The following is a 12,890-nucleotide window of genomic DNA, read 5'->3' on the forward strand; positions in this document are numbered from 1 at the left end:
ACTCTTCGACCTGTAGACCCTCTGTTCAGTCACTCCAGTTCGCCCACGCGGCCGTCTGCGGGCAGGTCGAGTTGGGCGGTGCCGAGGTGCGCGAGGTGGAAGGTCGGTGGCGTGTCCGTGATGGGCCAGCCGAGCGCCGCGCGGATCAGGGCTCCGGCGAAGTCGTGGTGCGTGATCAGCGCCACCCGGTCCGGGCCGGGGTGCCGGGCGCGGAGGTCGGTCAGGACGTGCACAGCGCGGGCGTGGAAGAGGGGTTCCTCCCACGCCTCGGCGCCGCCGTCCCAGGGTTGCCCGGTCAGGTGCGCGGGCCAGATCAGCGTGGGGCAGTGCGCGCGGAGGCTGGCGTGGTCGCCGCCCGTGACGGGCGTGAAGCCTCCGGCGGGGCCGGTGGTCAGGCCGCCGTACTCGTAGGCCTGTTCGATGCCATGCGCGGGGAGGTTCAGGCGGGCAGCGATGGGGGCGGCGGTCTGCACGGCGCGGAGCATCAGGCTGGTGTACAGACACGTTGTGCCGTGCAGGTCGGCGTTCTGCGCGAACTGCCGGACGCTGTGGTGTCCGTGGGCGGTCAGGGGCGGGTCGGGTTGCCGCGCCTGCGCGTAGTCCGGGCGGTCCTCGATGACGTTGTTCTCGGACTGCGCGTGGCGGATCAGCAGGAGCTTCACGGGTGCACCGTACATTGTCCGGGCGGCACGGACGACCTCATGCGGGGCTGATTCGGCTAGACAGGTCCGGCCTTAGGATGGGGTCCACTTCCAGCCGCCTCCGCTCCTCACGCCTGACCGAAGGAACCCATGACCACCCTCGACGACATCCTGAACGCCCCCGCCCCCGCCTCCGAATGGATTCTCGCGCAGGACTGCGCCGAGACTGGCCTGCACCCAGACGACATCCGCGCCGAGATGCTGCGCCGCATCCGCGAGATGCGCGACAGCATCCAGCGCGGCCTGAGCAGTGACGCGAAGAGTATCACCGGAATGGTCGGCTGGAACGCCAAGGGCCTCTGGGACGCCCCGGACGTGCTGGGCGCGCCCGTCCTGAAGCGCGTGCAGGCGTACGCGATGGCCGTGAACGAGGAGAACGCCCGCATGGGCCGCATCGTCGCCGCGCCCACCGCAGGCAGTGCCGGAACGATTCCTGGCGCGCTGATCGGTGTGGCCGACCACCTCGGCATTCCCGACGAGCAACTGGTGAATCCCATGATCCTCGCCGCCGGGATCGGCAAGGCCATTTCCAAGCGCATGTTCATCAGCGGCGCGGCGGGCGGCTGTCAGGCCGAGATCGGCAGCAGCGCTGCCATGGCTGCCGCCGCCATCGTCGAACTGATGGGCGGCACGCCCCGCGCCGCCGTGCACGCCGCCAGCATGGCCCTGATGAACACCATCGGCCTCGTGTGCGACCCGGTCGGCGGGTACGTGGAAGTCCCCTGCGTCAGCCGCAACGCCTTCTACGCCGTGCACGCCGTCAGCGCCGCCCAGCTTGCCCTGGCGCAACTGGAATCCTTCATCCCACCCGACGAGGTTCTGGGCGCCATGGCCAGCGTGGGCCGCATGATGCCCGCCGCGCTGCGCGAAACCGCCGACGGTGGCCTCGCCCAGACGCCCACCGGGCTGGCCGTCACCGCCCGCATGGAAGGCAAGAAGGACGGTGAGGGGCCGGGGGGCATGATCGAACTGCCGCTGGCGTAGGCGAACAGAAGCGGGCCGACCTGAAACGCGGGTCGGCCCGGCGTCGTTGCGGGTTCAGGTGATGGGCGAGCGACGCGAAGTGGCCCAGTGCTGCACACTCCCCGCCGCGCACGCCGCGATGACGGCCAGCACCGCTGCCCCCTGATCGGCCACCCCCGGATCACGCGGGGCCGCGTCGCCCAGCACCGCCTGTAACGCCACCACGGTCAGCCACGCGCCCGGCAGGAACGCCAGCGCGCCCGCTCCGGCCTCCAGTGGTCCCACGCGGCGCAGGCTCAGCAGTGCGCCCACCACGCTGGTCAGGATCATGATGCCCGGCCACAGCTCTGCCGTGTCGAGCCTCCAGCAGAACTGATTGAAGAGCACGTGTGCGGCCCCCAGCAGTGTGAACACTGCCGCTGCCAGACCCGCAGCGCACCACCCGAACCGTCTCGCCGCCAGTCTGGTCCCCCTCGCCCACTCCCTGTCGTTCACGCTGTCTGCCTCATTGTGCATGGCGGACCTCCACTCGTCGGGGGTCACGCGAGGCTCTGGGGGAGCTTCTGGCGGCGGAAGGGGAGGCCGAGGACGATGCCGAGGGCGGCGACGCCCAGTGCGACGCTCAGAGGGTAGGCGGGGAAGCCGGCGAAGTCACTGAGGATCAGGTTGCCGAGGCTGGAGATGGTGATGGTGCCCAGCGCGGCGCAGAGCAGCGTGATCCAGTGGGGGACGCGCAGGCGAGTGGCGACGGCTGCGAGCATGAAGACGGTCAGGAGGAGGCCCAGGATCGGCAGTTGCGGGTCGTGGCTGCTAGTGATGGTGGTAACGGGCTGGGGGTTGCCCAGCAGGTTCCATTTCAGGAAGGTCAGGCTGTCCACGCCGTTGCGGGCGGCCTCGCGGGTCATGACGCTCCACTGGGTGGTCAGGGTCAGGGCGGCGGTGGCGGTCACGGTGCCCGTGGTAGCGAGCAGCGCGGTCAGCGTGGTGCGGGCCAGGGTCTGGTGGCGCAGGTACGCGTGGATGTCGTGGGTCCACTGCGGGTCGGTGACGCTGTCCGCTTCGTTCTGGATGCCGGTGTTCCATTCTTCGTGGGTCATGTCAGGGCTCCCTTGGTGCGTGGTGCGGTGGGGGTGGGTTCGTGGCGTTCGCGGGCCAGCCCGAGGCCGCTGTGGGTCAGGCGGTAGATGTGGCGGGGGGGTTTGCCGGGGTGCGGGGACTGTTCCCACTGGGCGTCCAGGTGGCCCTGTTCGTGCAGGCGCTGGAGGATGGGGTAGAGGGTCCCGCTTTTCAGGCTGGTGCTCTTGGACAGGTCGTAGCCGTAGGTGTGCGCGGGGTAGGTCTGCTGGAGGGCGTGCAGGACGGCTCTGGTATGGGGGCTGGAGTTGGGGGAGCGGGGCATGACCTATTAACAACATATGTAGAGTTTCCCGTCAAGCGGACATGCGGCAGGCAAAAAACCGCTGCCCCGTACTGGATGGGGCAGCGGTTCCCGGCACCCAGGCTCAGGCGGCGGCGGGCATTCCTGGCGTGTGCGTGTACGCCTGCCCACCTGCCTCGATGACCCCGGCAGGCACGGGCAGACTGGCCCCCTCACCCTGCACGCGCGGCGTGACGAAGTAGAACGACAGGCCCAGCAGCAGGTACACGGCGATCAGCAGCACACCCTCGAACCACGTGGCCTCGCCGTCCTTGGTGACGGTCGTGACGATGAGCGCGACCGCCACGATGGCGACCAGTTCCAGCGGACTGGAGAACACGAGGTTCATGGGTTTGCCGATCAGGTACGAGATGATCACCAGCACGGGCGCCGTGAACAGCGCCACCTGAATGGTCGCGCCGACCGCGATGTTGATGGCCAGCCCGATCTGCCCCTTGCGCGCAAAGTAACTCCCGGCGATGTACTCCGCGAAGTTCCCCACGACAGCCAGCACGATGATCCCCAGGAAGAACGGGCTGAGGCCCAGCGTGCTGCTCGTGGCTTCCAGCGCGCCGGACAGCATCTCGGATTCCAGGGCGATCAGGGCGGTCGCGCCGATCATGGTCGCGGCGGCCCGCCACACCGGCCACAGGTCACCCTGCCCGTGCTCACCGTGCCCGTGCCCGCCTTCCTCTTGCTCCATGGCGAAGGCGTCCTTGTGCGTGACCAGCGTGTACACGAGGTTCAGGGCGTACACGGCGATCAGCACGACGGCCACGCCCAGGCTCAGGTACTCGTCGAGGTTCGCGCGGGCCGTGTCGCTGCCCGCCAGGAAGTCCGGGAGGCGCTCGGTGTAGTCGAACAGTGCCGGGATCAGCAGGGCGATCACCACCAGAAACAGCATGGAGTTCAGCTGCCCGGCGTTCGAGCGGCTGAACTTCTGCGTGGTCCGCCCGAAACTGCCGATCAGGATGGCCAGACCCAGGCCCAGCAGCGCGTTCCCGATGATGCTGCCCGTGATCTGCGCCTTCACGACCGTGATGTTCCCGGCCAGCAGCACGAAGATGGCGATGATCAGCTCCGCGAGGTTCCCGAACGTCACGTTCAGCAGGCCGCCGATGGTCTGCCCGGCGCGCGCCGCGACCTGCTCGGTCGCCTGCCGCAGCAGGTCCGCCAGCGGAATGATCGCAATGACGGACGTGAGAAAGACCCACAGCGGAGGCGCGTGCAGAACGTATTCCAGCAGCAGGCTGACCGGAATGAAGGCGAGCAGGAGGTTCATCCACATGCCGGCAGTGTAGGCCCGGCATTCTCATGAAGCGTGGCCTGCATGCAGAGCGAAAGTTCAGGTGCGCGGGTCAGGTGCGCGGGTCAGGTGGCAGCGGCGACCGGGAGCCCCAGGACCTGTTGCAACTGCGCGTGCGAGGTCACCACGCGGTTGACTCCGGCGGCCAGCAGGTGCGCGGTGTCGTCCGGGTGGGCGTGCCCGGTGGCGAGCAGGCCGATCACGGTCGCCCCGGCCCGCACGCCCGCTGTGGCGCCGGGAACGCTGTCCTCGACGACCACGCAGCGCGTGATGTCCACGCCGAGCTGCGCCGCCGCGAAGGCGTACAGGTCCGGTTCGGGCTTGCCGCGCCCGCCCACCCACGATGGGTCGTAGGCGTGCGCGCCCACCAGTTCCGCCAGTCCGGCCGACGCGAGTTTCATGTGCAGCCGCCCGCGTTCGCTGTTGCTGCCCACCGCGAACGGCACGCCCCGGTCTTGCAGGCCGCGCAGGGTGTCGCGCGCGCCCTCGATGGCGTCCAGGGAATCGAAGGCCGCGTTGAACCGGGTTTCCAGGGTGGGCAGGAACGCGTCTGTGGGCGTCCAGCCGTGCAGGTCGCTCAGGCGGACCAGCACGTTCGGGAATGTCTGCCCGACCGCCAGGTGCGCGAAGTCGTTCAGGGCCAGCGGCAGGCCGTGCTCGGCCAGCGTGCGGACCCACACGTCCGCCGCCAGCGCCTCGCTGTCCACCAGCACGCCGTCCAGGTCGAACAGGACCGCGTCGAAGGTTCCGGCCAGGGTCGGGCTGTGCGTGGGGGCGGTCACTGGCCCAGGCCCGTGTCGTTGTCCGGGCCGTTCTCCCACCCGGCCAGGATGTGCACGTGCGTGTGGAACACCATCTGCCCGCCGCCGGGGCCGCAGTTCACGACCAGCCGGTAGTCCTGCGCGTGCTGCCGCGCGACCCGTGTGGCGGTCAGCCACAACTCGCCCATCTCGGCGGCGTCCGTGATCTCGTCCACCCGCGCCGAGACCTTCTTCGGGATGACCAGCAGGTGAATGGGCGCCTTGGGCGCAATGTCGCGGATGGCGATGTAGTGCTCGTCCTCGAACACGATCTGGCTGGGAATCTCGCGGGCAATGATCCGCTCGAACAGGGTGGGAGAGGCTGTCATGCGCCCCACTCTAGCCGCCCCGCCCGCGTGGTCCGGCCACCCGGATCAGCCCGCGTTCTTTAGGGCGCGTTCATGTTGGGCCGGGCGCGTGATCCGATTCCGGCACCCCGGCATATACCCGGTTGTCAGGAAGGAGCCGCGAGCGCTGTTCCCCCTACAGGGCCAGCGCCCGGTTCCGCCCACCCCTCATCCCTCTCTCGCAGCGCCCCGCCGGACCTCACACCCGTGATGTCCAGGAGGCTCACTGCGCCCCATACAGGAGCACCCATCATGGATAACCGCACCAGCACCGAACAGATCATCGCCGCCGCCAGCAACGCCGACACCATGAACCGCCGCGCCGCCATGGGCTTCCTCGGCAAGATCGGCATGGGCGCCGCCGCCATGAGCCTCGCCGCGACCGCCGGAACCGCCGCCGCCGCGCCCGCCAAGGACATCGACGGGGCCGTCCTGAACTTCGCCCTGAACCTCGAGTACCTGGAAGCCGCCTTCTACCTCGCCGCCGTGGGCCGCGTGGACGAACTGCGCCGGATCGGCGGGAACGCCGAGATCCGCCTGCCCGCCGGACTGGTCCAGAGCCGCGGCATGCAGTTCAAGGACAGCAACGTCGAGGCCCTGGCCCGCGACATCGCCGAGGACGAACTCTCACACGTGAAATTCCTGCACGGCGCGCTCGGCAAGGCCGCCGCCCCCCGCCCCGTCATCGACCTGAACGGAGCGTTCCGCGCCGCCGGGAAGGCCGCGTCCGGCGGGAAGATCGACGGCTTCAACCCGTACGCCAACGACCTGTTCTTCCTGCACGGCGCGTTCATCTTCGAGGACGTGGGCGTCACCGCCTACAACGGCGCCGCGACCCTGATCACCAACCCCGCGTACCTGCAGGCCGCCGCCGGCATCCTGGCCGTCGAGGCGTACCACGGCGGCGCCATCCGCTCCATGCTGTTCCAGCAGCGTCAGGTGAGCGCCGCCGCCGGACTGTACGTCGGTCAGGTCGTGCAGGCCATCAGCAACCTGCGTGGCTCGGTCGGCGGCATGAAAGACCAGGGCCTGACCGACAACGCCGGCAACATGATCGTCGCGCCTGCCGACAAGAACGGCGTGGCGTACGGCCGCAGCACCCGCGAAGTGCTGAACATCGTCTACCTGGCCCCCAACGCCAGCAAGGGCGGCTTCTACCCCAACGGCCTGAACGGCAGCATCAAGTAAGGCGGACTCCGATTGAATGGCTTACAAAGTCGTTCAATCCGAGCGGATGCGACTCGTAGAGCTGCCCCGCAGAGTAGGAGCAAAACGGGTTCCGGGCGTGGAGTTGGCAGATCGGTGGTGTTCCGATCTGTCAACGAAACAGACGGAATCCGCATAAGAGTTAGCCGGGAGAGGGAGGCTGGGCCACTTGGTCCACCTCCCTTTCCTGCGTTGTCTGGCACGTTACCCTGGCTGTGTGACTCCCGATCCCACCCTGGCGGCCCTGCGCGCGGCGGCGATACGCACGCTGGCGCCGCAGTCCGGCGTGCAGGCCGCCCTGAACGCCATGGGTTTCTTGCAGGCCGACCCGATCCGCGCGCCTGCCCGTGCGCAGGACCTGACCCTGATGGCCCGCGTGTCCGCTTACCGCGCCGGGGACCTGGAGCGGTTGTACCCGGTCCTGGACGCCGAGGAGGACATGCTGCCCAACTACGGCTTCATGCCGCGGGCGGTGCAGGCGCTGCTGCATCCGCGTGAGGTGCCGCCCACCCGTCTGGAGGCCGCGCACCCCGAGCTGCTGCCCGAGGTGCGCGCCGCCGTGCAGGGCCGCGAGGAGGTGCACCCGCGCGAGGTGGCGGCGCTGCTGGGACAGGGCCGCACCGTGAACGCCTGGGGTGGGCAGTCGAGTGCCACGACCCGCGCGCTGGACGTGCTGCACCGCCGGGGTGAGTTGCGCGTCACGCGGCGCGTGGGGGGCGTGCGGTTGTACGGTCCGGCCCCGCACCTGCGGGCGCTGCGCGAGTCGCCGCTGCCGGAACCCGAGCGGCTGCGCGGCGCGGTGCATCTGCTCGCGCGGCTGTACGGCCCGCTGCCCGAGGCGAGCCTGGGGTACCTGATCGGCCTGTCGCACTACGGCTTTCCGCACCTGCTGCCCCAACTGCGCGCCGCGTTCCGGCAGGCGGTGCGGGAGGACCTGCGCTCGGCGCGCGTGGACGGCCTGAAGTACGTGTGGCTGCCCGAACAGGACCCCGCGCAGGCTCCCGCGCCGCGCGGCGTGCGGATCGTGAATCCCTTCGATCCGCTGGTCTGGGACCGCCGCCGCTTCGCGCACCTGCACGGCTGGACGTACCGTTTCGAGGCGTACACGCCCGCCCCGAAACGCCAGTTCGGGTACTACGCCCTGCCGGTCCTGCACGCCGGGCGGGCCGTCGGCTGGGCGAACCTGAGCGTGCAGGGCGGCGAACTGATCACCGACCTGGGCCTCGCGCCCGGCGTGCGGCAGACCGGGCCGTTCACCCGCGCCCTGGACCGCGAACTCGACCGCTGGCGGGCCTTCCTGGGGCTGGAGGGTCTGGGCGACGCGGCCCGTACGGCCTCTAGCCAGCCAGCTCCTCCCACGCGGCCGTGACCTTCAGCGCCGCCCCGGCCGTGCCCCGCTCCGGCGTGCGCGCGGCCTGCCGCACCACCGACAGCAGGTTCAGGGCCAGTCCCGCCCGCTCCTGCGCCGTCAGTTCCGTATCTGTCAGGGACAGGCCGCCGCGCGCCAGTTCATCCCGGTACGTGCTGCGCAGGTCCGGTCCCAGTCGGGCGCGGTCGGCGGCGTCCAGACGCAGCGCCAGCAGATGCGCGAGGTCCTCGCCCGGCACGCTGGGATGCACCTGCCCGTAATCGATCAGGACCGGCTGCGGCCCGCGCCACAGCACCTGCCCGGCGTGAATGTCGCCGTGCACCAGGGTCGTCACGGGAGCTGCCGCCAGCAGCGAGGGCAATTGCCCGGCCGCCTCGCGTGCCGCCCGCACCACCGGCTCCGGCAGCGGCGCGGGCCGTCCAGTCGGGCCGCTCAGACCGCCTGCCATTAGCTGGGCGTGCATCCGGGCGGCGCGCTCCAGCACCCGCTCGGGCTGCCATGCCCAGGGGCCGCGTAACGCCGCCTGCCCCGGACCCGCCCAGAACGCGTGGTGCCGCGCCAGCAGCCGCGCGATCTCCAGCATGGCCGCGCCGCGCGCCGCGTCGTCCGCAAATACCCCCCAGCCGGTGGTCTCCTCGGTCAGGTCGCGGGTCAGCAGGTGCGCGTGCAACGTGCGTTCCGAGTGCGCCGCGTGCCGGAACGGGGCGTGCGGCACCGGCGACAGCGGCGCGAGGTCCCGCAGGTACGCCGCCTCGCGCGTCAGGCGTTCCCAGGCGCGGCGGTCCCGCCAGCCGACTGGGATGAACTTCAGGAACAGCGGCTCCCCGCCTGCGTCGAAGCGCGCGAAGGCCGCGCCCTCACCCACCCAGCGTTCCAGCGGGCGGCCCACACCCGGAAACAGGGCGTGCAGGTCGTGCGGCCAGCGGCGGGCGTGCAGGATCACCGGCCCGTCGCCGCGCAGTGCGCTCAGGGTGTCGGCCAGCGCGGCGGCCGGCCCTGCGCGCATCAGCCCAGCAGCGTCAGCAGGCCTGCCGCGCCGCCCGCCACGGTGACGGTGACCAGCGCGACCATGCCCAGGCAACCCAGGCACCCGCCGCGCCGCTGCCGGTAGTGCCCGCGCCGTCCGTAATGGGCGCGGCCCCCGCTGAAACTGCTGCGGCTGTGGCGCCCGCCGAGCAGGCCACCCAGACCGCCCCCGCGTCCGCTGCGACTGAACGAAAACGATCCGCCAGAGAATCCACTCATGCCTCCGGTACGCGGCTGCGCCCCGCCGGGTTGCCGGGACTGAACCCGGTGCAAGAAGGACTGAACCCGGTACAGGAAGACGGTGCCCGCTGGTCAGTCATGAGTCAGGTACTCACGGCACTCCCACGCGTATGATGGGCCATCATGAGTGAACGGAAGTACTTCGGAACGGACGGCGTGCGCGCCGTGGCGGGGGCGTTTCCCCTGACGGCCGCCTGGGTCATGGCGCTCGGCGCGGCGGCCGGTGAGGTCCTGCGGGGCCAGAACGAGCGGGCCAGCGTCGTGATCGGTAAGGACACCCGCCAGAGCGGCGACATGCTGGAAGCGGCGCTGGCCGCCGGACTGACCAGCCGGGGCGTGAACGTCATTCACGTGGGCGTTCTGCCCACCCCCGGCGTCAGCTACCTGACCCGCTACCTGAAGGCCGACGCGGGCGTGGTCATCAGCGCCTCACACAACCCCTACGAGGACAACGGCATCAAGTTCTTCGGCGCGGACGGCCAGAAACTCCGGGACGCCACCGAACTGCAGATCGAGGCCGCCATCGACCGCGTGGACAGTCTGCCGCCCGTGACCGGCGTGGCGCTGGGCAGCGTCACCAACTACACCGAGGCCGAGCGGCTGTACGTGAATTACCTGCGGGAGCACGCCCCGGACCTGAGCGGCCTGCGGATCGCCATGGACTGCGCGAACGGCGCGGCGTACCGCGTGGGCCCCAAGGTGTTCCAGGCGGCGGGCGCGGACGTGTTCGCCGTGTACACCACCCCGGACGGCCGCAACATCAACCGCGAGTGCGGCAGCACGCACCTGGACCACCTGCAACGCATCGTGCGCGAAGGGAAGTACGACCTGGGCGTCGCCTTCGACGGTGACGCCGACCGCGCCCTGTTCGTGGACAGCCGCGGGAACGTCGTGCACGGCGACCACATGCTGCTCCTGAACGCCCGCGCGCGCGGCGAGAAGGCGGTCGTGACGACCATCATGGCGAACATGGCCCTCGAGGTGAAACTGAACGAGGCGGGCATTCCCCTGGAACGCACTGCCGTCGGGGACCGCTACGTGCACGAACGCCTGCACGACCAGCACCTGCAACTGGGCGGCGAGCAGAGCGGGCACATCCTGTTCCTGGACGTATCACCCACCGGGGACGGCGTGCTGACGGCGCTGCTCACGCTGGGCAGCATGCGCGCCACGAACACCACCCTGGACGCCCTGCACGACGACCTCGTCATGTACCCGCAGACCCTGGTGAACGTGCGCGTGGCCGACAAGAAAGCCATCGCCGTGGACGAGGCCGTGCAGGCCGCCCTGGCCGAAGCGGAAACCCGCCTGGCCGGGAAGGGCCGCGTGAACCTGCGCCCCAGCGGCACCGAGAACCTGATCCGCGTGATGGTCGAGGGTCAGGACGCCGCGGAGATCCACGAGATCGCGCGCGTGCTGGCCGGCGTGGTCGAAACGCGCGGCGCCGCCCACCCCGCACTGACCTGAATCTGACGTGCAGCACGTGACCGGCGGGGGGTGTGCATCCCCCGCCGCACCCACGCAGCTCATGAACGCCCGCAGTAATCATGGAAGGCACGTGCGGCCCCTGACCGGACGTCGCCCCCCACCCCGCACTTCTCTTCCGGAGGTTCCACCATGCCCACCCTGATCCGTACCGCCCTGCTCGGCGCCGCTGCCCTCGGCACGCTCGCCGGTGCCGCCGCCACCACCCCCAGCCCCCTGACCCTGACGGCCGCGACCCTGGTCGTCACGCAGGAAACCCGCGACGGCAAGAAAGTCGAGGTCCTGACCGACGCCAGCAAGACCCAGGTCATTCCGGGCAGCGTGCTGTCCCTCACGCAGACCTTCAAGAACGTCAGTAAGGGCGCCCTGAGCGGCATCGTCCTGAACATGAAAGTCGACCCGGCCACCACCTTCCAGCAGGCGTCCTGCACGGTCGGCGGCGTCACCACGCAGTACAGCACCGACGGCAAGACCTTCGCCGCCGCGCCCCTCATGAAGACCGTGACCGTCACCGAGAACGGCAAGACCGTGCAGAAGAAGGTCGAGGTCAAACCCAGCGAGTACACCGCTGTCCGCTGGAACATCGCCCGCCTGAATGCCGGGCAGCAGGGCACCTGCGCCATCCGCGCCACCGTCAAGTAAGCGGTCAGGTCAGCTCGGCAAGCAGGTCGCCTCAGCCAGAAGTCAGCCAGAAGAGTGTCACTTGGTCGGCGACTCCCACCCTCGGGAGTCGCTGCCTTTTTCGCCGTCCCGCTGCGACAGGCAACACGAAACCCCGCCTCACCGCTGGGGTGGGACGGGGTTTCGTGTGCCTGTGGGCTCAGCCCTGCTGCGCGGCCTTGGCCTTGTTGATGGCCTTGGCGAGGCGGCTCTTCTTGCGGGCCGCGGCGTTCTTGTGCAGGGTGCTGCCCTTGGCGGCCTTGTCGATCAGGCTCTCGGCGCGGGCCTGCAGCGTGGCGATGTCCTCGGCGCCGGTCTGGGCAGCCACCACGGCCTTCTTGGTGAAGGTCTTGATGGTGCTCTTGCGGCTGCGGTTGGTCATGCGGCGCTTGAGGCTCTGGCGGTGGCGTTTCTGGGCGGACTTGTGACGAAGGGCCATGTGATTTCTCCTTTTCTCCCGCCGCCGGTCTGGCGGTGCGGGGCGGTTCCCACGCTGGGGAACGCGAGCGTCCGGACGCGGTGCTTACCGGCGCGCCGGACCTGCACGCCACGCTGGGCGGCTGGTCCGGGCTGCCACCCGCGCGGGGTGGGCAACCTCGTGACTATACCCGCCTTTGCCGCCCGTGGCAAGCGGCATACTGGCAGGCATGACCGGACGCTACAGACCCGGCCGCCGCGCGGCCCGCACGCCCGGCGCAGACCCGGACGCCACACCGCCGCCCGCCCGGCCCGCGCGGGAACGCACCCCGCAGGAGCAGCGCGACGCCCTGATCGGGTACGCGTTCCGCGCCCTCGGGCAGCGGGCGCTGACGGAAGCGGAACTGCGCGCCAAACTGGAGAAACGCAGCGACGACCCGGACCTGATCGCGGCCGTCCTGGCCCGCGTGCAGGAACTCGGCTACCAGGACGACGCGCAGGTCGCGCGGGCCGAGGGGTCGCGGCGCGGCGTGGGCAGCCTGCGCGTCCGGCAGACCCTCAAACGCCGGGGCCTGACCGACGACCTGATCCGCGAGACTGTCGAAGCGCGCGACCCCGAAGGCGAGGCGCAGGTCGTGCGGGAACTGCTGGCACGCCGCTGGTCCTCGTTTGCCCGCAAACGCGATCCGCAGGCCAGCGCGTTCTCGTTCCTTGCGCGGCGCGGCTTTACCGGGAACGTCATCTGGCCCGCCATCCGCGAGCACGTCGCCAGCCTGCCGGAAGGGGAGGGGCCCGGCGGGGCGTTGCCGGACGACCCGGAAGGCAGGCCAGAAGACTGGGAATGACCCGGAAGACTGGGAATGACCCTGCGGAACGACGCGCCCCGCGCCGCTTGACACCCCGCAGGGTGCCGCGTAGACTACCCCCTGCCCTGCGAGAGCGGGGTGATGGTC

The 12,890-nt window shown here is 70.3% G+C and carries 16 protein-coding genes; 6 read left to right on the forward strand and 10 right to left on the reverse strand.

Annotated features, from left to right (window positions below; genetic code table 11):
• Positions 1 to 29: 29 nt before the first annotated feature.
• The gene (locus tag IEY70_RS00055; protein ID WP_189062952.1) at positions 30 to 662 is read right to left on the reverse strand and encodes a histidine phosphatase family protein; all 633 of its coding nucleotides are present in this window, start codon (positions 660 to 662) and stop codon (positions 30 to 32) included.
• Between the two features lie 129 nt (positions 663 to 791).
• On the opposite strand from IEY70_RS00055, the gene sdaAA reads away from it, so the two are divergent.
• A complete protein-coding gene (sdaAA, locus tag IEY70_RS00060; protein WP_189062953.1) occupies positions 792 to 1,685 on the forward strand; it encodes an L-serine ammonia-lyase, iron-sulfur-dependent, subunit alpha in 894 nt (297 codons plus the stop codon).
• Positions 1,686 to 1,739: 54 nt separating this feature from the next.
• Here the strand turns inward: sdaAA and IEY70_RS00065 are convergent, their stop codons facing one another.
• The 6 genes from IEY70_RS00065 to IEY70_RS00090 all read right to left on the reverse strand — a co-directional run bounded on the left by IEY70_RS00065 (position 1,740) and on the right by IEY70_RS00090 (position 5,516).
• The gene (locus tag IEY70_RS00065; RefSeq protein WP_189062954.1) at positions 1,740 to 2,051 is read right to left on the reverse strand and encodes a hypothetical protein; all 312 of its coding nucleotides are present in this window, start codon (positions 2,049 to 2,051) and stop codon (positions 1,740 to 1,742) included.
• A gap of 152 nt (positions 2,052 to 2,203) precedes the next feature.
• On the reverse strand, positions 2,204 to 2,761 hold the full coding sequence (locus IEY70_RS00070; RefSeq protein WP_189062955.1) for a hypothetical protein: 558 nt from the start codon (positions 2,759 to 2,761) through the stop codon (positions 2,204 to 2,206).
• A complete protein-coding gene (locus IEY70_RS00075) occupies positions 2,758 to 3,063 on the reverse strand; it encodes a PadR family transcriptional regulator (RefSeq protein ID WP_189062956.1) in 306 nt (101 codons plus the stop codon). The genes IEY70_RS00070 and IEY70_RS00075 overlap by 4 nt, the downstream gene beginning before the upstream one ends.
• A gap of 103 nt (positions 3,064 to 3,166) precedes the next feature.
• Entirely contained in the window at positions 3,167 to 4,369 is a 1,203-nt protein-coding gene (cax, locus tag IEY70_RS00080) for a calcium/proton exchanger (protein WP_189062957.1), read from the reverse strand.
• Positions 4,370 to 4,452: 83 nt separating this feature from the next.
• Positions 4,453 to 5,169: an HAD family hydrolase gene (locus IEY70_RS00085; RefSeq protein ID WP_229777503.1), complete on the reverse strand. Its 717-nt coding sequence runs from the start codon at positions 5,167 to 5,169 to the stop codon at positions 4,453 to 4,455.
• Complete coding sequence (locus tag IEY70_RS00090) at positions 5,166 to 5,516, reverse strand: histidine triad nucleotide-binding protein (protein ID WP_055362727.1); 351 nt, start codon at positions 5,514 to 5,516, stop codon at positions 5,166 to 5,168. Before IEY70_RS00090 ends, IEY70_RS00085 begins: the two co-directional genes overlap by 4 nt.
• A gap of 270 nt (positions 5,517 to 5,786) precedes the next feature.
• Here IEY70_RS00090 and IEY70_RS00095 point away from each other — a divergent pair, with 270 nt between their 5' ends.
• Together IEY70_RS00095 and IEY70_RS00100 are read left to right on the forward strand one after the other, a co-directional pair.
• A complete protein-coding gene (locus IEY70_RS00095) occupies positions 5,787 to 6,722 on the forward strand; it encodes a ferritin-like domain-containing protein (protein ID WP_189062958.1) in 936 nt (311 codons plus the stop codon).
• 235 nt (positions 6,723 to 6,957) lie between these two features.
• The gene (locus tag IEY70_RS00100) at positions 6,958 to 8,109 is read left to right on the forward strand and encodes a DNA glycosylase AlkZ-like family protein (protein ID WP_229777504.1); all 1,152 of its coding nucleotides are present in this window, start codon (positions 6,958 to 6,960) and stop codon (positions 8,107 to 8,109) included.
• On the opposite strand, the gene IEY70_RS00105 is transcribed toward IEY70_RS00100, so the two are convergent.
• Both IEY70_RS00105 and IEY70_RS00110 read right to left on the reverse strand, forming a co-directional pair.
• Positions 8,078 to 9,115 (reverse strand): phosphotransferase family protein, encoded by a 1,038-nt coding sequence (locus IEY70_RS00105; RefSeq protein ID WP_189062959.1) that lies wholly within the window; start codon positions 9,113 to 9,115, stop codon positions 8,078 to 8,080. The two genes, IEY70_RS00100 and IEY70_RS00105, sit on opposite strands and share 32 nt — an antisense overlap.
• Positions 9,115 to 9,354 (reverse strand): hypothetical protein, encoded by a 240-nt coding sequence (locus tag IEY70_RS00110; protein WP_088247910.1) that lies wholly within the window; start codon positions 9,352 to 9,354, stop codon positions 9,115 to 9,117. The genes IEY70_RS00105 and IEY70_RS00110 overlap by 1 nt, the downstream gene beginning before the upstream one ends.
• A 144-nt stretch (positions 9,355 to 9,498) precedes the next feature.
• On the opposite strand from IEY70_RS00110, the gene glmM reads away from it, so the two are divergent.
• Together glmM and IEY70_RS00120 are read left to right on the forward strand one after the other, a co-directional pair.
• Positions 9,499 to 10,842, forward strand: coding sequence for a phosphoglucosamine mutase (gene glmM, locus IEY70_RS00115; RefSeq protein ID WP_189062960.1), 1,344 nt, complete (start codon positions 9,499 to 9,501; stop codon positions 10,840 to 10,842).
• Between the two features lie 150 nt (positions 10,843 to 10,992).
• Positions 10,993 to 11,502 carry a hypothetical protein gene (locus tag IEY70_RS00120; protein WP_189062961.1) on the forward strand — a complete coding sequence of 170 codons (510 nt, stop codon included), beginning with the start codon at positions 10,993 to 10,995 and terminating at the stop codon, positions 11,500 to 11,502.
• A 178-nt stretch (positions 11,503 to 11,680) separates the two neighbouring features.
• Here IEY70_RS00120 and rpsT read toward each other — a convergent pair whose 3' ends face one another.
• Complete coding sequence (rpsT, locus tag IEY70_RS00125) at positions 11,681 to 11,959, reverse strand: 30S ribosomal protein S20 (protein ID WP_189062962.1); 279 nt, start codon at positions 11,957 to 11,959, stop codon at positions 11,681 to 11,683.
• A gap of 208 nt (positions 11,960 to 12,167) precedes the next feature.
• Here rpsT and IEY70_RS00130 point away from each other — a divergent pair, with 208 nt between their 5' ends.
• The gene (locus IEY70_RS00130; RefSeq protein ID WP_189062963.1) at positions 12,168 to 12,782 is read left to right on the forward strand and encodes a regulatory protein RecX; all 615 of its coding nucleotides are present in this window, start codon (positions 12,168 to 12,170) and stop codon (positions 12,780 to 12,782) included.
• The last annotated feature ends 108 nt before the right edge of the window (positions 12,783 to 12,890 follow it).

Origin of the sequence: Deinococcus seoulensis (assembly GCF_014648115.1) — a bacterium.
Classification (GTDB): domain Bacteria; phylum Deinococcota; class Deinococci; order Deinococcales; family Deinococcaceae; genus Deinococcus; species Deinococcus seoulensis.